This window comes from Lentzea kentuckyensis, from assembly GCF_002150765.1.
Classification (GTDB): Bacteria; Actinomycetota; Actinomycetes; order Mycobacteriales; family Pseudonocardiaceae; genus Lentzea; species Lentzea kentuckyensis.
In genome coordinates this window covers 51,691-72,980 of sequence record NZ_MUYM01000032.1, presented here as the reverse complement: position 1 = coordinate 72,980, position 21,290 = coordinate 51,691, and the positions used below count along the sequence as shown (strand labels likewise).

The 21,290-nt window shown below is 68.9% G+C and carries 22 protein-coding genes; 13 read left to right on the top strand and 9 right to left on the bottom strand.

Annotation, left to right across the window (positions count from 1 at the left end):
* Positions 1-56: 56 nt before the first annotated feature.
* On the top strand, positions 57-629 hold the full coding sequence (locus B0F77_RS17080; RefSeq protein WP_086663889.1) for a sigma-70 family RNA polymerase sigma factor: 573 nt from the start codon (positions 57-59) through the stop codon (positions 627-629).
* Complete coding sequence (locus B0F77_RS50555; RefSeq protein ID WP_086663888.1) at positions 630-1,520, top strand: anti-sigma-D factor RsdA; 891 nt, start codon at positions 630-632, stop codon at positions 1,518-1,520. It begins immediately after the preceding gene.
* Positions 1,521-1,623: 103 nt separating this feature from the next.
* Here the strand turns inward: B0F77_RS50555 and B0F77_RS17070 are convergent, their stop codons facing one another.
* From B0F77_RS17070 to B0F77_RS17060, 3 genes are all read right to left on the bottom strand, one after another.
* Positions 1,624-1,947, bottom strand: coding sequence for a hypothetical protein (locus tag B0F77_RS17070; RefSeq protein WP_086663887.1), 324 nt, complete (start codon positions 1,945-1,947; stop codon positions 1,624-1,626).
* 156 nt (positions 1,948-2,103) lie between these two features.
* Entirely contained in the window at positions 2,104-2,793 is a 690-nt protein-coding gene (locus tag B0F77_RS17065; RefSeq protein ID WP_158102727.1) for a helix-turn-helix domain-containing protein, read from the bottom strand.
* A gap of 133 nt (positions 2,794-2,926) precedes the next feature.
* Positions 2,927-3,310: a DUF5319 domain-containing protein gene (locus tag B0F77_RS17060; protein ID WP_166044613.1), complete on the bottom strand. Its 384-nt coding sequence runs from the start codon at positions 3,308-3,310 to the stop codon at positions 2,927-2,929.
* A 128-nt stretch (positions 3,311-3,438) separates the two neighbouring features.
* On the opposite strand from B0F77_RS17060, the gene guaB reads away from it, so the two are divergent.
* The 7 genes from guaB (at position 3,439) to B0F77_RS17025 (ending at position 10,860) form a co-directional block, all read left to right on the top strand.
* Positions 3,439-4,950: an IMP dehydrogenase gene (guaB, locus tag B0F77_RS17055; protein WP_086663885.1), complete on the top strand. Its 1,512-nt coding sequence runs from the start codon at positions 3,439-3,441 to the stop codon at positions 4,948-4,950.
* Between the two features lie 131 nt (positions 4,951-5,081).
* Positions 5,082-6,215 (top strand): GuaB3 family IMP dehydrogenase-related protein, encoded by a 1,134-nt coding sequence (locus B0F77_RS17050; protein WP_086663884.1) that lies wholly within the window; start codon positions 5,082-5,084, stop codon positions 6,213-6,215.
* A gap of 60 nt (positions 6,216-6,275) precedes the next feature.
* Positions 6,276-6,659: a hypothetical protein gene (locus tag B0F77_RS17045; protein WP_086663883.1), complete on the top strand. Its 384-nt coding sequence runs from the start codon at positions 6,276-6,278 to the stop codon at positions 6,657-6,659.
* Positions 6,660-6,661: 2 nt separating this feature from the next.
* Complete coding sequence (locus tag B0F77_RS17040) at positions 6,662-6,889, top strand: hypothetical protein (RefSeq protein ID WP_143466784.1); 228 nt, start codon at positions 6,662-6,664, stop codon at positions 6,887-6,889.
* 57 nt (positions 6,890-6,946) lie between these two features.
* The gene (locus B0F77_RS17035) at positions 6,947-8,623 is read left to right on the top strand and encodes a GMC family oxidoreductase (RefSeq protein WP_086663881.1); all 1,677 of its coding nucleotides are present in this window, start codon (positions 6,947-6,949) and stop codon (positions 8,621-8,623) included.
* Positions 8,624-8,635: 12 nt separating this feature from the next.
* Complete coding sequence (locus B0F77_RS17030; protein ID WP_086663880.1) at positions 8,636-9,607, top strand: MBL fold metallo-hydrolase; 972 nt, start codon at positions 8,636-8,638, stop codon at positions 9,605-9,607.
* A complete protein-coding gene (locus B0F77_RS17025) occupies positions 9,604-10,860 on the top strand; it encodes an FAD-dependent monooxygenase (RefSeq protein ID WP_086663879.1) in 1,257 nt (418 codons plus the stop codon). Before B0F77_RS17030 ends, B0F77_RS17025 begins: the two co-directional genes overlap by 4 nt.
* A 9-nt stretch (positions 10,861-10,869) precedes the next feature.
* Here B0F77_RS17025 and B0F77_RS17020 read toward each other — a convergent pair whose 3' ends face one another.
* Positions 10,870-12,315, bottom strand: a complete 1,446-nt coding sequence (locus B0F77_RS17020) for an aldehyde dehydrogenase family protein (RefSeq protein ID WP_086663878.1) — start codon at positions 12,313-12,315, stop codon at positions 10,870-10,872.
* 336 nt (positions 12,316-12,651) lie between these two features.
* On the opposite strand from B0F77_RS17020, the gene guaA reads away from it, so the two are divergent.
* Positions 12,652-14,211, top strand: a complete 1,560-nt coding sequence (guaA, locus tag B0F77_RS17015) for a glutamine-hydrolyzing GMP synthase (protein WP_086663877.1) — start codon at positions 12,652-12,654, stop codon at positions 14,209-14,211.
* Positions 14,212-14,271: 60 nt separating this feature from the next.
* Here guaA and B0F77_RS47180 read toward each other — a convergent pair whose 3' ends face one another.
* On the bottom strand, positions 14,272-14,463 hold the full coding sequence (locus tag B0F77_RS47180; protein WP_143466783.1) for a hypothetical protein: 192 nt from the start codon (positions 14,461-14,463) through the stop codon (positions 14,272-14,274).
* Positions 14,456-15,628, bottom strand: coding sequence for a PspC domain-containing protein (locus B0F77_RS17010; RefSeq protein WP_245848314.1), 1,173 nt, complete (start codon positions 15,626-15,628; stop codon positions 14,456-14,458). Before B0F77_RS17010 ends, B0F77_RS47180 begins: the two co-directional genes overlap by 8 nt.
* A 132-nt stretch (positions 15,629-15,760) precedes the next feature.
* Between B0F77_RS17010 and B0F77_RS17005 the strand changes: the two genes are divergently transcribed.
* The 3 genes from B0F77_RS17005 to B0F77_RS16995 are packed head-to-tail and all read left to right on the top strand — an operon-like array spanning position 15,761 to position 18,184.
* Positions 15,761-16,930, top strand: coding sequence for a PspC domain-containing protein (locus tag B0F77_RS17005; RefSeq protein ID WP_425435666.1), 1,170 nt, complete (start codon positions 15,761-15,763; stop codon positions 16,928-16,930).
* Positions 16,927-17,577, top strand: coding sequence for a response regulator (locus B0F77_RS17000; protein ID WP_086663874.1), 651 nt, complete (start codon positions 16,927-16,929; stop codon positions 17,575-17,577). The genes B0F77_RS17005 and B0F77_RS17000 overlap by 4 nt, the downstream gene beginning before the upstream one ends.
* Positions 17,578-17,593: 16 nt before the next feature.
* Positions 17,594-18,184 (top strand): hypothetical protein, encoded by a 591-nt coding sequence (locus tag B0F77_RS16995; RefSeq protein ID WP_342746803.1) that lies wholly within the window; start codon positions 17,594-17,596, stop codon positions 18,182-18,184.
* Here B0F77_RS16995 and B0F77_RS16990 read toward each other — a convergent pair.
* The 3 genes from B0F77_RS16990 to B0F77_RS16980 form a co-directional block, all read right to left on the bottom strand.
* Positions 18,168-19,463, bottom strand: a complete 1,296-nt coding sequence (locus B0F77_RS16990) for a serine/threonine-protein kinase (RefSeq protein ID WP_245848312.1) — start codon at positions 19,461-19,463, stop codon at positions 18,168-18,170. The two genes, B0F77_RS16995 and B0F77_RS16990, sit on opposite strands and share 17 nt — an antisense overlap.
* 341 nt (positions 19,464-19,804) lie before the next feature.
* Positions 19,805-20,224: an SsgA family sporulation/cell division regulator gene (locus B0F77_RS16985; protein ID WP_086663873.1), complete on the bottom strand. Its 420-nt coding sequence runs from the start codon at positions 20,222-20,224 to the stop codon at positions 19,805-19,807.
* A 121-nt stretch (positions 20,225-20,345) separates the two neighbouring features.
* Complete coding sequence (locus tag B0F77_RS16980) at positions 20,346-21,272, bottom strand: DMT family transporter (RefSeq protein ID WP_245848305.1); 927 nt, start codon at positions 21,270-21,272, stop codon at positions 20,346-20,348.
* Positions 21,273-21,290: the final 18 nt, after the last annotated feature.

Here is a 21,290-nt window from a genome sequence, read left to right as displayed (position 1 = left end):
ACTCGTGTTGTTCTATGTCGGTACGCCAACAAGTAACACCAGGGCTGTTGTCTGCGATGACCAACTTGGGGGACGGACTGGACGCCGAAGTGGGCGCGGCCGTCGACGGCGACCGCCAGGCGATCGAACGCCTGCTGGCCTCCATTCGTCCTCTTGTGGTGCGGTACTGCCGCGCCAGAGTTGGAAGGCAGGAGCGAAGCTTCGCTTCGGCGGACGATGTGGCCCAGGAGGTGTGTCTCGCGGTGCTCACGGCATTGCCCAGCTACCGCGATCAGGGTCGGCCCTTCCTCGCGTTCGTTTACGGGATCGCGGCGCACAAGGTTGCCGACTCGCATCGGTCTGCCGCCAGGAACCGCTCCGAGCCCGTTCCGGAAGTTCCCGACGCGCCGGAGACCGAAGCTGGTCCGGAGCAGCGGGCGATGCAGGGCGAACTCTCCGATCGGATGGCTGTACTACTGCGTGTCCTGCCGGAGAAGCAGCGGGAGATCCTGCTGTTGAGGGTGGTGGTCGGGCTTTCCGCCGAGGAAACTGCCGAGGCGGTCGGTTCGACGCCGGGTGCGGTCCGGGTGGCGCAACACCGTGCGCTGGCTCGGCTCCGCAAGTCGCTGGCAGCGGAGGAGGTGGTCTGAGTGGCCGACGAGTACGGGAAGGACGACGAGGAAGTGCGCGGACAGGACGGTAGAACCCCGCACGAACCCGTCCCAGACGATCTTTCGGCTGTACAGGCCGATGACAGGCTGCTGGACGCACTGGGGTCCGCGACTCCGGGTGCGACCGGCTCGCTGGTCGATGACGAGCTGAACGCGTTGCTGCTCGCATGGCGCAACGAGGTGGAGACCGAGCCGTTCGGCGAACTGGTCGACACCGAGACCGCCATCGCCACGATCCAGGCTGCCCGCCCGCAGCCGGTGAGCAGGCATCGCTTCCTGATTCCCCTGGCGAGCGCCGCCGCGGTACTGGCCATCGCCTTCACCGGCGTGAGCCTGGTGGCCCGCGACGCCCAGCCGGGCGACACGCTCTGGGGCCTGACGCGGGTGCTCTACTCCGAGCACGCGAAGTCGATCGAGGCGGCCGCCATCGTGCGCGACAACCTCGACTCCGCGCGCCTCGCCCTGCGCGAGGGCAAGGTGACCGAGGCTCGCGAGAAGCTCGACAAGGTCGGTGCCAGCCTCGAGTCCGTCTCGACGGCCGACGGCAAGGCCCAGCTCGAGGAGAAGCACAAGGAGCTCGAGAAGGAGCTCGACACCAACACCGCGACCTCCCCGGCGACGACGACCCCGCCGGTGACGAAGCCGAGCGAGTCGAGCAAGCCGTCGACGCCACCCTCCTCGACGTCCGCCGAGCCGTCCACGACCCAGCCCTCGACGCCGCCGTCGTCGGACACCCCGGCGCCGCCGAACCCGTCGTCGAACGCCGAGCCGCCGCCCCCGCCCCCCGTCGAGCCGGGCACCGGCGTGACGCCGGGCAGCGGGTCGGCCGGTGAGACGCAAGGGCCACAGAGCGGGACCGGGTCCAACTGACCCAACTGAGACGCAGTGTGAACGGCCCCTGATCTTTCGAGGTCAGGGGCCGTTCACATGCTCGGGCGTTCACACGTCGGGTGGAATGTGACCGGTCTGACAGTCAGCTGTTGCGAAGTACGTCCCACATCAGGTGGGCGTCCTCGGCGCGGTCGCCTGCGGCGGCCCAGGCGTGGTGGCCTGGTCTGTCCAGGACCGACGCGAGGCTGAGGCTGTTCACCGCGTCGCGCAGGCCTGTGATGACAGGCGTGGGGTCGATGATCAGCGACGTCAGGAACGCGAGGTCGTCGAGGTGCCGCGAGTTCCACGCCCTGGCAGGCGCCTTGCTGTGCTCCTGGCCGTATGCGGCCGCTTTGAGCTTCAGCGCTCTGGTCATGTCCGGTACTACGAGTTCCGCGGTCTGGTTCTGGTATTCGGCCCGGACCACGACCCGATTCCGCAGGGCTTCGCGGCCGGCCGGAACCTCGACGGTTCGGCCTGGCGGTGTGGTGGTGAGGTCTGGTGGCGGCCTCACCCCGCTGGGTGCGAGGACGTCAACCTGTTCTCCGTTCGGGCCACCGGTTGAACGTCATGCGCGTCGAGACTAGCCCTCGTTTCGGCGCAAAAGTTCTGCGGCCGCGCGACTGGCGCGTTCATTGCCCTGATCGAGCAGATCCGCGGCGGCGACCTCGAGTGGCACCATGTCGTGTGTGGTGATCACGGAGACCACTCTGTCGGGAAGTGTGTCGGGCAGTTCGCGCAGGACGAGGTTGGGCGTGCTGGAACTCCATCCGATTCCCGGCATCTCACGCGCTTTTCGGAGCGCTGGTGGTGTCAGGTAGAGCTCATGTTCGGTTTCCGCGCCGGACACGAGCGGTGCGCCGTGTGCCAACGCGGCCGCCACACCTCCGATGCTGGTTCCGTCCAGTCGAGTGATGCGGTTGGTCACGAATTCAGGAGCGCGTACGCGGAAAACTCGTGCTCGACGACTCAGCAGGCCAGGCCACTGCGACAACGGCCGGCGGGCGTAGCGGTGAATTCGCACACGTTCTGCGGAAGTCGCCCAGCTGAGTTCGCGGCCTCCGACTGCCCACAGCATCGCCCACGCGTTCTTCTCGGACAGCGGGCGTCCAGCCTTGGGGGCAGCCGCACGCCGCCGGAGCACCGACTCCTCGTCGACCAGCAACATGCCGCCGCCGTCCAGCTTGGTGGCGACCAGAACTCCGCTTCGAACGAGGTCTCGAACCTGCGCGGGGCTGACTTCCAGCAGTTCCGCGGCAGCGGCGGTGGTCATCCAGCCATCGGTGCGCACGAGGGCGGCAGTGCGCCTGATGCTGTTCTCATCCGGCCGACCGGTTCTCGAACTCGATCCGGGCATAGCTTCACAATACCCCACTTGATGCTGGGTATTGTGTAAGTATCTGCTGTTAGCGGGCCGATTCGGTGGCCGTCACGCCGTCCGCGTACCCCCGGCAGTACTCCCAGCTCACGTACGCGCCGGGGTCCGGGTCGAAGGCGGGCTCGTGCGGGCGCATCCGGCCGTCGGCGAGGAGCTGTTCGAGTGAGGCTCGCAACAGTGCCCAGTCGTGGTAGTGCGGTTCCTGGCACTCGCCGCAGTCCACGACGATGCCGCGCACCCCGCGGTGTTGGAGCAGGGCCTGGTAGACGGCGAGGTCGCTCAGGTCGCTGACCAGCTCCGCTCGTTCGTCCTCGTCCATTGGAGGATGGTCGTGGTCCGGCTCACCGAGGGTGAGCGCGGGGTCCTCGGGGTCGCCCTCGAAGGGGTCTGGTGGCAACGCGTCGTGCGGCACGACCCCGCACGGTACCCGCCGTACCCCCCGAGCCGTCCAGATACCATGGGCAGCACCGCCTCCGCCTGCGGAAACCTGACCCGCGGGCTTGTGGGGCAGACCGCACGACGGAAGGCATGTCACCCGCTATGACCAGCGAGCTCAACGCTGACGGAGTCCCGAGCAAGTTCGCCATGCTGGGACTGACCTTCGACGACGTGCTCCTGCTGCCTGCCGAGTCCGACGTCGTTCCCAGTGGCGTGGACACGAGCACCAGGATCTCGCGCAACATCACCCTCAAGATTCCGCTGGCCAGCGCCGCGATGGACACGGTCACCGAGGGCCGGATGGCGATCTCGATGGCGCGTCAGGGCGGTATCGGCGTGCTGCACCGCAACCTGAGCATCGAGGACCAGGCCCGTCAGGCCGAGACGGTGAAGCGGTCGGAGGCCGGCATGGTCACCGACCCGGTCACCTGCTCGCCGGACGCCACGCTCGCCGAGGTGGACGCGCTGTGCGCCCGTTACCGCATCTCCGGTGTGCCGGTGACGGACGCGAACAACAAGCTGGTGGGCATCATCACGAACCGCGACATGCGGTTCGAGCTCGACCACAGCAAGCGCGTGAGCGAGGTCATGACCAACGGCCCGCTCGTCACCGCGCAGGTCGGTGTGTCGGCCGAGGCCGCGCTGGGGCTGCTGCGCCGGCACAAGGTCGAGAAGCTGCCGATCGTCGACGGCGACGGCAAGCTCAAGGGCCTGATCACGGTCAAGGACTTCGTGAAGACCGAGCAGTACCCGAACGCCACCAAGGACCCGGACGGCCGCCTGCTCTGCGCCGCCGCCGTGGGTGTGGGCGAGGACTCGTTCGTGCGCGCGATGACGCTCGCGGAGGCCGGCGTGGACGTGCTCATGGTCGACACGGCGCACGGTCACTCGCGCGGCGTGCTGGAGATGGTCGCCCGCATCAAGAAGGAGCTCGGCGACTCGGCTGACGTCGTCGGCGGCAACGTCGCGACGCGGGCCGGTGCCCAGGCCCTGGTGGACGCGGGCGCGGACGGCGTGAAGGTCGGCGTCGGTCCCGGCTCGATCTGCACCACGCGCGTCGTCGCCGGTGTCGGCGTGCCGCAGATCTCCGCGATCTACGAGGCCTCCCTCGCGTGCCGCCCGGCCGGCGTGCCGGTGATCGGTGACGGCGGCATCCAGTACTCCGGCGACATCGCCAAGGCCATCGCGGCCGGCGCGTCCGCCGTGATGCTCGGATCGCTGCTCGCGGGCACCCAGGAGGCGCCCGGCGACCTGATCCTGGTCAACGGCAAGCAGTTCAAGACCTACCGCGGCATGGGCTCGCTCGCCGCCATGCAGTCCCGCGGCGACGCCAAGTCGTACTCGAAGGACCGCTACTTCCAGGACGACGTCCTCAACGAGGACAAGCTCGTCCCCGAGGGCATCGAGGGCCGCACGCCGTTCCGCGGCCCGTTGTCGCAGGTCGTGCACCAGCTCAACGGCGGCCTGCGGGCGGCGATGGGCTACACGGGCTCCCGCTCGATCGCCGAGCTGCAGAACCAGCAGCTGGTGCGGATCACGGCGGCGGGCCTGAAGGAAAGCCACCCGCACGACATCACGATGACCGTCGAGGCCCCGAACTACACCACCCGTTAGGGTGCTCCGGGCCGTTTCGAAGGCCCGCTCGCTCTGGGCGACGTGTGTCCGCGGAAAAGCGCGGACCACGTTCGCTCGCCGTGCTTTCTCTGGGGGCGGCCCCCAGACCCCCGGACGAAGGAGAACCACAGGTGCGCGATCTGGTCGAGATCGGCATGGGCCGGACCGCGAGGCGGGCCTACGAGCTGGACGACATCGAGATCATCCCGTCCCGTCGCACGAGGTCGTCCAAGGACGTCTCGACGACGTGGCAGATCGATGCCTACCGCTTCGACATCCCGTTGATCACCCACCCGACCGACGCGATCGTGTCGCCGGGCACGGCGGTCGCGGTCGGCGAGCTGGGCGGTCTCGGCGTGCTCAACGCCGAGGGCCTCTGGGCCCGCCACGGTGACGTGGACGAGGCGCTGTTCCGCCTGGTCCAGGCGACCGAGGACAGCGACGACCCGGCCGCCGCGGTGAAGGTGCTGCAGGAGCTGCACGCCGCCCCGTTGCGGATGGACCTGGTCGCCGAGGCGATCAAGCAGGTCCGCGAGTCGGGCGTCACCGTCGCGGTCCGCGTCAGCCCGCAGCGCGCTGCCGAGCTGACCCCGGACCTGCTGGCCGCTGGCGTCGAGATCCTGGTCGTGCAGGGCACGATCATCTCGGCCGAGCACGTGTCGCGCGACGGCGAGCCGCTGAACCTGAAGTCGTTCATCGCGGACCTCGACATCCCGGTGATCGCCGGCGGTGTCGGTGACTACCGCACCGCCATGCACCTGATGCGCACCGGCGCGGCGGGCGTGATCGTCGGCTACGGCTACACGCCCGGCGTCACCACCACCGACTCCGTGCTGGGCATCGGCGTGCCGATGGCCACCGCGATCGCCGACGCCGCGGCCGCCCGCCGCGACTACCTCGACGAGACCGGCGGCCGCTACGTGCACGTCATCGCCGACGGCGGCGTCATGACCTCGGGCGACGTGGCGAAGTCCATCGCCTGCGGTGCCGACGCCGTGATGCTGGGCGAGCCCCTCGCCGCCGCGACCGAGGCACCGGGCCAGGGCCTGTACTGGACGGCCTCGTCCGCGCACCCGTCGGTGCCCCGCAGCCTCGTCGCCGAGGCCGTGGACCAGGAGCTCGACCTGCGCAAGCTGCTGTTCGGCCCGTCGTCCGACCCGCGCGGCGTGACGAACCTGTTCGGCGCGCTCAAGAGGGCCATGGCCAAGACCGGCTACTCGGACCTCAAGGAGTTCCAGAAGGTCGGTCTGACGATCCGCGGCTGAACCTGATCACCCAGAAGGGCGCGTCCCAGCTGGGACGCGCCCTTCTGCTTTGCTGGGAAGGTGCCGCTCGTCGAGATCACTTACGCACCCCACGTCCCTCATACCGTGCTGAAGGAACTCGCCGCGATACTGCCGCACGCCGTGTCGGTCGCCGTGGAATGTCCGGAAGAGCCCTACGACGGCGACCTCCAGCCCGGCGACGTGGAACTGCGCTTCCGCCCACGCGGTCCGTTCGACGTGAGCGGAGTGGACATCGTTGTCGAGGTCAAGTCCAAGTGGTTCGAGAGCCGCGCCGCCAACCGCCAAAGCCGCGTCGACGGCCTGTGCAAGGCCGTGGAGGACGTCGTGGGCTTCGCTGACGTGGGCGTTTATCTGAGCCTGCCCGTCGCCGCATGGGCGCAGAGTGATCTTGCAACCGACGCCCGGTCCCGCGCGTCCTCATGAGCGTGGAATTGGATGCCTTGTTCGGCGGCAGCAGCAACAGTGATGTGGACACGATTGACGCGGACGCCGAGGTCCAAGAGATCGAGATCGAGGAAGCGCCCGCGGAGAACGACGAGGGCGTGGGTGGCATCGGCTGGAAGGTGCTGGCCCTGTTCGTCTGCGGTGGCCTGGTGATCACCGCGCTGGCCGTGGCCTTCATGGTCTGGGTGATCGAGGGCCTGGTTCTCTGAGCGTCTGAACCGATCGGGGACTAGGCGTTACCGGAAGTAACGCCTACTCTCCGGGTCATGGGTGAACTCGCCGGTAACTTCGATGTCGTCATCGTCGGCTCCGGGTTCGGTGGCAGCGTGGCCGCGCTCCGCCTGACCGAGAAGGGCTACCGCGTCGCCGTGCTGGAGGCGGGGCGCAGGTTCGCTGACGACGAGTTCGCCAAGACCAGCTGGGACCTCCGCAAATACCTGTGGGCGCCGCGGCTCAAGTGCTTCGGCATCCAGCGGATCCACACCCTGCGCAACGTCATGGTGCTCGCCGGTGCGGGCGTCGGTGGCGGCTCTCTCGTGTACGCGAACACGTTGTACCGGCCGCTTAAGCCGTTCTACGAAGACAAGCAGTGGGCGCACATCACCGACTGGCAGGACGAGTTGGAGCCGTTCTACGACCAGGCGAGCCGGATGCTGGGGGTGGTCACGAACCCCACGACGACCCCGAGCGACGTCGTCATGCAGAAGGTCGCGAAGGACATGGGCGTCGAGGACAGCTACCACGCGACGCCCGTCGGCGTGTTCTTCGGTGAGCCCGGAAAACCTGCTGCCGACCCCTACTTCGGTGGCGCGGGGCCGGAACGCACCGGGTGCACCGAGTGCGGCAGCTGCATGTCCGGGTGCCGGGTCGGCGCCAAGAACACGCTGGTCAAGAACTACCTCTACCTCGCGGAGAAGCTGGGCGCGCAGGTCTTCCCGCTGACCACGGTCACCAAGCTCAACGAGAACAACGGCAGCTGGTCCATCGAGACCAGGATGACCGGCGGGAAAGCCACGAAGACGTTCACCGCCGACCAGGTCGTCGTCGCCGCCGGCACGTGGGGCACGCAGCAGTTGCTCCACAGGGCCAAGGCCACCACGTTGCCGAAGATCTCCAACAAGCTCGGCGAGCTCACCCGCACCAACTCCGAGTCGATCATCGGGGCCGCGCGCTACACGGTCGACCCGGACAACGACTTCACCCGCGGCGTCGCGATCACCAGCTCCATCCACCCCGACGAGATCACGCACATCGAACCCGTCCGGTACGGCAAGGGCAGCAACGCCATGGGCATGCTGCAGACCCTCGCCACGGACGGCGCGGCGAGCACACCGCGCTGGTTGCAGTTCATCAAGCAGGCCGTTCGGCACCCGCTGCGGCTCCTCAGGCTGCTCAGCGTGCACCGGTGGAGCGAGCGGACCGTGATCCTGCTGGTGATGCAGAGCCTCGACAACTCCATCACCACGTTCCTCAAGCGCGGCAAGCTCACCAGCAAGCAGGGCCACGGCGAGCCGAACCCGGCGTTCATCCCGGCTGGTCACCAGGCGAACCTGCTGGCCGCCAAGCACATCGACGGCATGGCGGGCGGCACGTGGGGTGAGCTGTTCAACATCCCGCTGACCGCGCACTTCATCGGCGGGTGCGCGATCGCGGCCAGCGAGAACGACGGCGTGATCGACCCCTACCACCGCGTCTTCAACTACCCCGGACTGTCCGTTGTGGACGGTGCGGCGATCAGTGCGAACCTCGGCGTGAACCCGAGCCTCACCATCACCGCGCAGGCCGAGCGGGCGTTCTCGCTGTGGCCGAACAAGGGCGAGCAGGACCAGCGGCCGGAGCAGGCGCAGCCGTACCAGCGGATCAACCCGACGAAGCCGAAGAACCCGGCGGTTCCCGATCAAGCTCCAGCCGCATTGCGGTTGCCGATCGTGAAGGCGTCCTGACACGGTGTAGGCATGGCCACAAAGCCGCCGAAGAAGCCTTTTGCCTCCAGCGCCGACCTCGCCCCGAAGGACGAGGTGTTCGTCGAGCTCGCCGAGGGCGTCTACACCCTGACCGCCGAGGGTGACCCCAACGTCGGGGCGATCGAGGCCGAGGACTTCCTGATCTGCTTCGAGGCGCGTGCCACCCCGGCGGCCGCGCGCCGGTGGCTCGCGCAGCTCCGCGAGCACACCAAGAAGCCCGTCCGGTACCTCGTGCTCAGCCACTACCACGCCGTGCGCACGCTCGGCGCCAGCGCGTTCGACGCCCAGGAGATCGTCACGCACGAGATGACACGGGTGCTGATCGCCGAACGCGGGCAGCAGGACTGGGCGAGCGAGTTCGGCCGCATGCCGCGGCTCTTCGAACGGCCGGAGGAGATCCCCGGTCTCACCTGGCCGACGCTCACGTTCTCCGACCGGATGAGCATCCCGCTCGGCGACGAGCGCGGCGATCTCGTGCTGCAACACCTCGGCCGCGGGCACACGGCGGGCGACATCGTGGCGTGGCTGCCGCAGCAGCGCATCCTGTTCGCCGGCGACCTGGTCGAGTCGCAGGCCGCGCTCTACACCGGTGACGCGTTCCACGACGAGTGGGCTACGTCCACTCTGGACGAGATCGAGGACCTCGGTGCCGAGGTGCTCGTCGGCGGACGGGGCAAGGTCGCCCGCGACCGGTACGAGGTCGAGGCGGCGATCAACCAGAGCAGGCACTTCCTCAACGAACTGCGTCGCACGGTCGGTGGCGTGCACGCCGAGGGTGGCACGCTCAAGCAGGCCTTCGAACTGGCGCACAAGACTCTCGAAGGCCGCTACGGGCGTTGGCCGATCTTCGAGCACTGCCTGCCGTTCGACGTGCAGCGGTACTGGGACGAGTGCGACGGCAAGGACTGGCCGGAGATCTGGACCGCCGAACGCGACCGCGCCGTCTGGGACGCCCTGCAATGAGCCCGGTGCTGGTCGTCGGCGCCGGGCCGGTCGGCCTCACCGCGGCGCTGTTCCTCGCGCGAGCCGGCGTGCCGAGCATCGTGCTGGAGGCCCAGGAACAGCGCGCGAGAGCGGGCAGCCGCTCGATCTGCGTGCAGCGCGACGTACTGGAGATCCTGGAACGCATCGGCGTCGGGCAGGCCGTCGCCGATGCCGGCGTCACCTGGTACACCGGCCGCACCTTCCACCGCGACCGCGAGGTGCTGACCCTCACCTTCCCCGAGGCCAAGGGTTTCCCGCCGTTCGTGAACACCCCGCAGACCGTCGTGGAACAGCTGCTGGAGGAACGGGTCCGCGCCGAGCCGCTGATCGAACTCCGTTACGGCCACGCCCTCGAAAGCCTGACCCAGGACGACACCGGAGTGTCCACGCGGGACGGAATCAGGGCCACCCACTGCATCGCCGCGGATGGTGCGCACTCCAGGGTCAGGCAACTCCTGGACATCCCGTTCGAGGGCTTCTCGTTCGACGACAGGTTCATCATCGCCGACGTCCGCGTCGACCTGGACTTCGAGACACCCGAACGCCGTTTCTACTTCGACCCGCCCTGGAACCCTGGCCGCCAGGTTCTGCTGCACCCGCAACCGAAGGGCGTCTGGCGGATCGACTGGCAGGTGGCAGAAGACGTCCAGCTCACCGACGACCACATCCGCGCGATCGTCGGCGACAAGCCGTACGAGGTCGTCTGGCAGTCCACCTACCGCTTCCACCAGCGCCGCGCGAAAATCCTGCGAGAGGGCCGGATCCTGCTCGCCGGCGACGCGGCGCACGTGATGAGCCCGTTCGGTGCCCGCGGCCTGAACTCCGGGATCTGCGACGCCGACAACGCGGCCTGGAAGATCGCGGCCGACCGGCGGGGCGAGGCCGGACCGGGCCTGCTGGCGTCCTACGACGTCGAACGCGGTGCCGCCGCCGACGAGAACCTCCGCATCACCGGTGACACCATGCGCTTTCTGGTGCCCGGCAACGACGAAGAACGCGAAGCACGGCAGAAGGCGCTCGAAACCGGTGAGGGCATCGACTCCGGCAAGCTGTTCACGCCGTTCGCCTACACCGATTCGCCGCTGACCACCGACGGCGGCGAGCTGATCGCGGGATCACGCGCCGCCGGACCGGGTTTCACGGTCTCGGCGGGGCGCGTGATCAGACCGGACGGCCACGTCGCCGGCGAGGACAGCGACGGCGTGCGGCGCCGGGCGTTGGGCTACAGCTGAATCCCGTGCCTAGATCTGGATTCCGGTCAGCACCGTCACGCGTTCCTCGGTGAAGTCCTCCATCGCCGACCGGACACCCTCGCGTCCGGTGCCCGATCCCTTCACGCCGCCGTAAGGCATCTGGTCGGCGCGGTAGGACGGCACGTCACCGATGATCACGCCGCCGACCTCGAGTTCGGCCGCCGCCTCGAACGCCACCTGCACGTCGCGGGTGAACACCCCGGCCTGCAGCCCGTACTTGGTGTCGTTGGCCTGCGCGAACGCGTCCTCCACCCCGTCCGCGACGGACACCACGAGCACCGGTCCGAAGATCTCCTCGGTCCACAGCTTGGCGCTGGACGGCACGTCCGCCACCACGGTCGGCTCGACGGTCGTCCCGGTCCGCTTGCCGCCGATCAGCACGCGAGCGCCCGCGTCGGCGGCCATGTGCACCCATTCCTCGACGCGCCGGGCGTTGTCCTCGTCGATCAACGGCCCGACCTCGACCTCGGGGTCGTGCGGGTCGCCGGTCTTCAGCGCCTCCACCGCGTCCACGAGCTTCGGCACGAACTCGTCGGCCTTCGAGCGGTCCACGATCACCCGCTGCACCGCGATGCACGACTGCCCGGCCTGGTAGTTGCCGAACGTCGCGATCCGCTTCGCCGCGTGGTCCAGGTCCGTCCAGTCAGGACAGATGATGGCCGCCGCGTTGGACCCCAGCTCCATCACGACGTGCTTGCGCGGCGCGGCTTCCATCAGCGCCCAGCCGACCTTCGTGGAGCCGGTGAACGAGATGACCGGCAGCCGCTCGTCGCGCACCAGCACGTCCATGTCCTTGCCGCGCACGGGAAGGATGGAGAACGCGCCCTCGGGAAGATCGGTCTCGGCCAGGATCTCGCCCAGCAGCAAAGCTGAGAGAGGTGTCGCCGAAGCGGGCTTCACGATCACCGGCGCACCCACCGCGAGCGCCGGCGCGACCTTGTGCGCCACCAGGTTCAACGGGAAGTTGAACGGCGCCACGGCCAGCACCGGCCCGCGCGGGACGTGCCGGACGATCGCCATCCGGCCCACGCCACCGGCCTCGGTGTCGAGCCGCTGCAGGCCACCGGTGAACCGGCGGGCCTCCTCCGCGGCGAACCGGAACGTGTTGACCGCCCGGGAAACCTCGATCTCGGCCCATTTGAGCGGTTTGCCGTTCTCGGCGGTGATCGTCTCGGCGATCTCCTCCGCGCGCTCGGCCAGCGTCCGCGACACCTGCAGCAGCGCCTCGGCCCGCACGTGCGCGGGTGTTCGCCGGAACTGTTTCGCGACGGCCGCGGCGGCTGCCACCGCACGTTCCACCTGATCTCTGCCCGGCACGGCCACCGAGGCGACCTCGGTGCCGTCGAACGGGTGGAAGACCTCTAACGCCTGCTCGCCCTGCTCGGGGCGGCCGGCGACCCAGCACGGCCTGGGTTGCGGCGTGAACGCGTCCATGAGAGTCACGTTAAGCCCTATTGGCCTGCACGTACTCGATGAGGCCCCGCTTGCCGCTCGCGGTGGACCGTTCGGCCGGATGCGTCTCAATTCGCGTGGCGATCGCACGCCATACGAACGCGCGGACGCGTGTCACGTGGCCAACGTCACCGAGCACGTCGGCCGCCCCGAGCGGATCCAGCACCATCTCCAAGCGGTGCCAAGTGCCGCAACAAATCGTGCACCCGAGGCGCCCACGGCCCAGCCGGTCGTCGCACCGCGTCACCCACCCTGATCACCTGGTTCAGGCCGCCACCGGTCGGCAGTTCACCGTCCACGCATGAGATCCTTGGCGACGTGTCCGACACCAGCAACCGCCCTGTTCTCGTCGTCGACTTCGGCGCCCAGTACGCGCAGCTGATCGCCCGCCGCGTACGCGAGGCCCAGGTCTACTCCGAGGTGGTCCCGCACACCGCGACGGTCAGCGAGATCCTCGACAAGAACCCGCTGGCCATCGTTCTCTCCGGTGGCCCGTCGAGCGTGTACGAGGAGAACGCCCCGCAGGTCGACCCGAAGCTGTTCGAGACCGGCGTCCCGGTCTTCGGCATCTGCTACGGCTTCCAGGCGATGGCCCGCGCACTCGGTGGCGCGGTCGAACAGACCGGCACCCGCGAGTACGGCCGCACGGACCTGAGCGTGCCGACCGAGGGCGGCGCGCTGCACCAGGAGCTCCCGGCGAGCCACCCGGTGTGGATGAGCCACGGCGACGCCGTCACCAAGGCGCCAGAGGGCTTCACCGTCACCGCGACCAGCGAGGGCGCGCCGGTCGCCGCGTTCGAGGACACCGAACGCCGCTTCGCCGGTGTGCAGTACCACCCGGAGGTGCACCACTCGCCACACGGCCAGGAGGTGCTGCGCCGGTTCCTGCACGACATCGCGGGCATCCGTCCGCAGTGGACGACGTCGTCCATCGTGGACGAGCAGGTCACCCGGATCCGCGAGCAGATCGGCGACGGCAAGGCGATCTGCGGCCTGTCCGGCGGTGTCGACTCCGCCGTGGCCGCGGCCCTCGTGCAGCGCGCCATCGGCGACCGTCTCACGTGCGTCTTCGTCGACCACGGCCTGCTGCGCTCCGGTGAGCGCGCCCAGGTCGAGCGCGACTACGTGGCCGCCACGGGCATCAACCTGGTGACCGTCGACGCCCGCGAGCGGTTCCTCAACGCTCTCGCCGGCGTCACGGACCCGGAGGAGAAGCGCAAGATCATCGGCCGCGAGTTCATCCGCGTGTTCGAGCAGGCCGAGCGCGATCTCAAGGCCGAGGGTGACTACCGGTTCCTGGTGCAGGGCACGCTCTACCCGGACGTCGTCGAGTCCGGCGGCGGCGCGGGCACCGCGAACATCAAGTCGCACCACAACGTCGGCGGCCTGCCGGACGACCTGCAGTTCGAGCTGGTCGAGCCGCTGCGCGCGCTGTTCAAGGACGAGGTGCGCCGCGTCGGCACCGAACTCGGCCTGCCGGAGACGATCGTGCAGCGCCAGCCGTTCCCCGGCCCCGGCCTCGGCATCCGGATCATCGGCGAGGTCACCCAGGACCGCCTCGACACGCTGCGCCAGGCCGACGCCATCGCGCGCGAGGAGCTGACCCTGGCCGGTCTCGACCGCACGATCTGGCAGTGCCCGGTCGTGCTCCTGGCCGACGTCCGCAGCGTCGGCGTCCAGGGCGACGGCCGCACCTACGGCCACCCGATCGTGCTGCGTCCTGTCTCCTCCGAAGACGCCATGACCGCCGACTGGACCCGCCTGCCCTACGAGGTGCTGGAGCGCATCTCCACCCGCATCACCAACGAGGTCGCCGAGGTCAACCGCGTAGTCCTCGACGTGACCTCCAAGCCCCCGGGCACCATCGAGTGGGAGTGACCTAAACCATGAACGGCGCTTTTGTGGACCTCAGGTCCACAAAAGCGCCGTTCATGGTTTTCATCTGCGGCGCAGGGAGTTGGTCAGCAGGACCAGTCCGACCACGATGGCCGTTCCTCCCAGCGCCCAGCGGAAGTCGAACCAGAAGGTCCCGTTGCTCAGCACGTAGGCCGCCATCAGCCCGCCGCCGATCCCGAACACCAGGGCCAGCGGGTCGATCCGCCTGCGCATCACCGGCTGATGATCAGTCACGGAGCACCTTCACCTCTCCGACGCTCGTCAGAACGTCCAGGTTGATCTTCAACCCGCCCTCGCCGTCGGCACCGAGGTCGGTGTCGCTGACCTGAACGGTGCTGCCGTCCGCCTTGCGGCCGAGGCAGTTGAGCTCGCCGATGGACGACGCCTCGCAGTTGAACGTCACGTCGGCGTTCTTCGGCACGTGCACGACCAGTTCGCCGAGGTCTGCCTCGACCGCGGTCTTCACCGAACCGGAGTCCGGCAGCTGCCGCAGGTCGAGCATCACGCTGCCGACGGTGATCTCGTACCTGTCCTTGACCTCGGCCACGGTCTTCGGTGTCGCGTCGACGTCACCGAAGTCGTTGGGGCCGTCGAACCTGACCGTCGTCATGGCGAAGCCCACCACGGACAGCGGGATCAGCAGCCAGACGAGGCCGCGCCCGCCGCCGGTGAACGAGCCGATCAGCAGACCCGCCGCCAGCACCGCGATCAGCAGGCCGATGACGTGCGGAATCGTGAACCACGGCGACCAGAGCCCGGCGATCGAGGAACCGGCGATCACCAGCGTCGCCACGCCCAGCGTGGCCAGCCCGACGCGTGGCTTGCGCGGACGAGGTGCCGGCGGCTGTGGCCGCGGCGCCGGTTCCGGCAGGTCCCAGGCGAACGGAGCGGCCCCGAGCGGGTCCCAGGCCGGTGCCCCCGGCACCGGCGGCGTCATGGGCGCGGGGTCGGCGAGTGCAGCCGGCTGCAGGTGCCCACGGTTCTTCTGCAGCAGGTAGATGCACGCGACCGCCGCGGCCAGCGTCACGAAGACCTGGAACCCGCCGCTCCCGAACGTGTAGGCGAGCGCGGGGAACATCAGGAACCCCAGCAGCACCGTCTGGCCCTGGGACATGGAGCTGTGGCCCTTGTTGATCAGCGACTCCAGCGGTGAGACCTCGTCGCCCTCCTCTGGCAGCAGCAGCCAGCCGGCCAGGTACAGCGCAATGCCGACGCCGCCCGACAACGTGAGGGCGACGAACGCGATCCGCACGATCACCGGATCGATCTGGAAGCGCATGGCGATCCCGGTGGCGACGCCGCCGAGCTTCCGCCCCGCACGGGGCCGCACCGGCCGGTGGGCCCAGAACTCTCTGAGCGTGTCCGCCACGCCCTGCATTGCCTTCTCAGTCCCGCTCACGATGTAAAGGTTGCGCTGCCACGCCTGGAACCACATCAGGGACCAGCCCTGATTCGCGGAACCGGGGTCATCCCTGATGAACAACAGCCGAGGACGTGTGACGATCGGATGGTGAGTGCACGGATTGAGCCGATGCGCCGTCGACGCACCGGCCGGGTGGTCGCGGGCGTCGCTAGCGGACTGGCGGACCACCTCGGCGCACCCGTCTTCTGGGTGCGCGCGGTCTTCGCCGTGTTCGCCGCCCTGAGCGGGATCGGGATCATCGCCTACGCGTTGCTGTGGATGTTCGTCCCGCAGTCGACCGTGGCCGAGCCGGAGACCGAGAAGGACCGCAAGGAGTGGCAGCAGGCCGTCGGCCTGGCCGCCCTCGGCATCGGCGTCGCGGTGTTCACCGGGCTGCTCAACGGGGCGTGGAGCGGCTGGATCACCGGTCCGATCGCCATCGCACTCGTGGGCGCCGCGGTCGTGTGGCGCGAGGCGGACGAGGCTCAGCGGCGCCGCTGGAAGGACGGGGCGTTCGCGCAGGGGAAGACGGGGATCGTGCGGACGGTGGCGGGAGGCGCGCTGGTCGTGGCGGGGGTCGCCGCGTTCCTCGTGGTCAACGACTCCGTGCAGAACCTCTCGACCGTCGTGCTCTCCGTGCTGGCCACGTTGATCGGTGTCGCGGTCCTGACCGTGCCGCTGTGGATGCGGCTGGTGCGCGACCTGGACTCGGAACGCCGCGCGCGCATCCGCACCGAGGAACGCGCCGAGATCGCCGCCCACCTGCACGACTCCGTGCTGCAAACGCTTGCCCTGATCCAGAAGCAGTCCGAGTCGCCGCGCGAGGTCAAGCGCCTGGCTCGCAGCCAGGAACGCGAACTGCGCAGCTGGCTCTACGGCCGCGAGGTGGGCGAACAGCCGCACTCCATCAGCGTCGCCATCGCCCAGGTGTGCGCCGAGGTGGAGGACGACTTCGCCATCGCCGTCTCCCAGGTCGTGGTCGGCGACTGCGAGCTGGAGGACGGGATGTTCGCACTCGTCCAGGCGTCGAAGGAGGCGGTGGTCAACGCCGCCAAGCACGCGGGCGTGGCCGAGGTCAGCGTCTTCGCCGAGGTCGAGCCCGAGAAGGTCACCGTGTTCGTGCGCGATCGAGGCAAGGGCTTCGACCCCGACGCGGTGCCGGAGGACCGACATGGCCTCGCGGACAGCATCCGGGGGAGAATGACGCGGCACGGCGGGGAGGTGCGACTGCGCACGGCTCCGGGAGAGGGGACCGAGGTGCAGCTCGAAATGCCGAGGAAGACGGAGGCCAGGACATGAGCGTGAGGGTGTTCCTGGTGGACGACCACGCGTTGTTCCGCGCTGGGGTGCGGGCCGAGCTCGACACCATCACCGACGAGGTGGAGGTGGTCGGCGAGGCGGGCAGCGTCGGCGAGGCGGTGGCGGGGATCGCGCACCACAAGCCGGACGTCGTGCTGCTCGACGTGCACATGCCCGACGGCGGCGGTGCCGAGGTGCTGCGGCAGATCCGCACCAAGATCCCCGAGATCACGTTCCTCGCGCTGTCCGTGTCGGACGCGGCGGAGGACGTCATCAACGTCATCCGCGCCGGTGCCCGTGGCTACGTCACCAAGACGATCTCCAGCCAGGAGCTGGTCAAGGCGGTCGTGCGGGTGTCAGAGGGCGACGCGGTGTTCTCGCCGCGGCTGGCCGGGTTCGTGCTGGACGCGTTCGCCGACCGGCCGGGTGCCGCGCCGATCAGCGACCCCGAGCTCGACCTGCTGACCCCTCGTGAACGTGACGTCCTGCGGCTGCTGGCCCGCGGCTACGCTTACAAGGAGATCGCGTCCGAGCTGTTCATCAGCGTCAAGACGGTGGAGACGCACGTGTCGAGCGTCCTGCGGAAGACCCAGCTCTCCAACCGGTACGAGCTCTCCCGCTGGGCCACTGACCGCAGACTGGTCTGAAGGGTTTCTGGGGGATTTGATCAAAAAGGTCGCCCGCGGTGCCACCGAGGTGCTGGCTCCGTGGGTCTGGGTGATCTTGCTGCCGTTCGCGGTCGCGGCCGCGACGGAAGGCTTCTGGAAGACGCTGCTGTGGGGGTTCGTGGTCGCCATGACGGCGTCCGTCATCCCGATGGCCGTCATCGTGCGTGGCGCGCGCAAGGGCAAGTGGGACGGCCACCACGTCACGAACCGCGAGGGCAGGCTCGTCCCGCTGGTCACGGCGGGTGCGTCGCTGACGGCCGGCACCGTGATCATGGTCCTGGGCGACGCGCCGCGGAACATGCTCGCGCTGGCGGGCAGCATGTTCGCCTCGCTGATCGTCAGCATGGCGATCACGTTCGGGCTGAAGTGGAAGATCTCGCTGCACGCCGCGGTGGCCTGGGCCGCCGTGGTGACGCTGACGATCGTCTTCGGGCCGTGGTGGCTGCTGCTCGCGCTGCCGGCCGCGCTGGTGGCGTGGTCGCGCGTCGAGCTGGGTGATCACACGGCGGCACAGGTGCTGGCCGGCAGCGTGATGGGTGTGGTCGTGGGCGGCGGCAGCTTCTGGCTGCTCAGCTCATCTCTGTGATCGAGACGATCTTCATCTGGTCCTGGACCGCCTTGATCTCCACGTCCCACCTTCCGCGCTTCTCCACGCCGGTGTCCGTGGTCATCACGAGTTCGACGGTGACCACCCAGTTCGGGCCGTGCGAGCGCACGTTGTTGGGGGTCGTCGTGCAAATGACGGAGCGGTAGCCCTTCCACCGGTTCACGTACGTTCCCAGCGGCTCGGTGGCCCGCTCGTACAGGTTCTCCCAGGCTTTCTCCGGGTGGGTGGGAAGCAGGGCGTAATGGGCCTGCGCGAACTCGTTCGCCTCGCTCGCGCTGAAGACGCGGTACTTGCCGCTGGAGTCCGGGAACTCCCCCTGGTTGGTCGGTGAGTTCGCGGTGCCCGCGCCGCTCCAGTACGCGGCGGCCGCGCCACCCCCGACAGCCAGCAGCGCGATGACGCTCAGGATCACCAGGATCCGGCGGTTCGGCGGCCTGAGCCGGCGCCGTGCGGGGGCGGGAATGGGCAACGGCTGGGAGGGCTGCGGCTCCGCGGCCAGCTCGTCGGCGGCCTCCTGCGCGGTCGGCCGGTCCCCGGGGTCGACCGAGAGCAGGCGCGTGAGCAACGGCGTCAGCTCGCCCGCGTTCTTCGGGTCGCGCAGCTGTCCGCTGGCCGCCCGGTAGATGAGCCCGAAGCTGTTGTCGCTCGGCCCGAAGACCGAATCGCCCTCGACGGCCGTGTAGATGGTGGCGCCGAGGGAGAACACGTCGGACGCCTCGTTGGGCTGCTCACCGCGCGCCACCTCGGGTGCGAGGTAGGCGGGAGTGCCCGAGATCATGCCGGTGTCGGTCATCGTGCCGTCGCCGGAGGCCTTGGAGATGCCGAAGTCGGTGATCTTGACCGTGCCGTCGTGGCCGATCAGGACGTTGCCGGGCTTGATGTCGCGGTGGACCAGTCCCGCGGCGTGCGCGGCGGCCAGCGCGGAGGCGACCTTGGCGCCGATGCTCGCGGCCTGGGCCGGCTTGAGCGGCCCGCGCTCGGCGATCAGCGCCGAGAGGCTGAGCGACGGCAGGTACTCCATGACGATCCACGGCAGCTCGTCGTCGCTGATGACGTCGAACACCGCGATCGCGTGTGGGTGGTGCAGTCTCGCGGCGTTGCGCGCCTCGCGCATCGCCCGCTGGTGGTCCCCGGTGACGAGCTGTTTGACCGCGACCTCACGCGCCAGCACCTCGTCCCGCGCCCGCCAGACCACCCCCATCGCACCGCTGCCGATGCGCTCGAGCAGCGTGTAGCGGCCCCCGATGGTGGTTGTCACACCATGAGAGTAATCAATCTCCGGTATCGGCCTGCGCGCTTCCCGGTCACGAGGTGGTGCAGATCGCTGACGGTCCGCGTTCGCTGACCGCAGCGTCAGCTGTTCACCGGTGGGGACCGCGTCTGGTACCTGGTCGACGTCAAAAAGCACGTCGTGTGGGCCGACTACGCCGGTGCGCACCCCAAGGCGACCGAACAGCCGGACTTCATGCCGGTCCGCGTTCGTCGCCGCTGCCCACAACGCCGAACGCCGTGATCACTCCCTGTGGTCTCCGGTGACGAGCTGCCCGCACGTGTCGGCCAGCTCGTCCCGCGCCCGTCAGACCACCTGGGACACGAGAACTAGTCGATCGTCGAGACCAGCTTCTGCAGCTCCCGGTCGAAGTCGATCCACAGGTCCTCCTCGCCCGGCTGCACGACGTCGTAGGAGGCGTCCAGGAACGCCGCCACGTCCTCGGCGACCGCGCTGAGGATGGCGAACCCGGTCGGCGCGTTCAGCTCGACCAGGACGCGCTCCGGGTCGTCGGACGCGGGGCGCACCAGGATGTCGCCCTCACCGGACGGGGTCAGCAGACCGTCGGCCAGCAGGTCGCGGGCGAACATCCACTCGACGCGGCCGCTGCCCGTGTGGAACACGATGGCGACCGCGTACGGGTCTTCCGGGTCGTAGACCAGCTCGGCCTCGACCGGCGCGGGAGCCGCGCCGGGGGCCAGCAGTTGAAAAGTAGTCCGGGTGGTGACCTTCAGGTTCTCGTTGTTCATGTCGATGTCCTTCCCAGGCTGGTCTCCATGTCCGCTCACAAACAGGAGACGGCCAAGCAGCCCGATAAGGACGCGATTCGTCTCGGAACCATCCTTCTGGGGGAGACGAGCGTCTCACCCTTCAGCGTTTGACCAGGTCGCGTGTCTCGTTTGGTGAGACGTTCTGACCAGCCGCGACCGGCTGCCTCCGCGTCAGGGCAACGCCCAGGAGCACCACGAGCATGCCCGCGACGACCCTTGCGTTGAGTTGCTCTCCGAGGAAGATCGCTCCAAGGAGTACGGAGACGACGGGCAGAAGGTAACCGACCGTAGTCGCCGTGGTGGCGCCCTCGTCCGCGATGACGCGGTAGTTGAGGATGAACGCGACGCCGGTGCCGAAGACGCCCAGGATCATCACGGCGACGATGCCGACCCAGTGCAGGTGCACCGGCTGCAGGCCACCGAACGGCACGGCGAGGATCAGCAGGCCCATGGCGGTGGTCAGCTGCATGGCGGCGAGCTGCGTCGAGGTCGCGCCGGTGTTGACCAGGTAGCGGCCGGCGTAGGTGTAGCCGATGGCGTAGCTCGCGGCGCCGATGAGGCACAGCGCCGCGCCCCAGCTGGCGATGCTGTTGGCCTGCTGCCACGGCGCGAAGATCAGCAGCACGCCCGCGAACCCGAGCCCGAGGCCGAGCATGCGAACGACGTTGCTGAACTTCTCGGTGCCCAGCACCAGGCCGATGGTCAGCGCGAACAGCGGCGTCGTGGAGTTGAGCACCCCGGAGACGCCGGAGTCGACGGTCTGGCCGCCGAACGCGAAGAGCGTGAACGGGATGGCGCTGCCGAACGTCGCGACGAACAGCATGTGGCCCCAGATCTTGCGGTCGCGGGGCAGCGTCATCTTCGCCGTGGCGAGCACGACGAACAGCACGACCGCCCCGAAGAACGTCCGCACGAGCGAGATCTGCAGGGGAGCGAGGCTGCCGAGCGCGAGCTTCATCCACAGGAAGCTGGATCCCCACAGCAGGGCGAGCACGCCCATCCTGATCAACGTTCCGCGTTGGTTCACACGTCAACCATGCGGCGC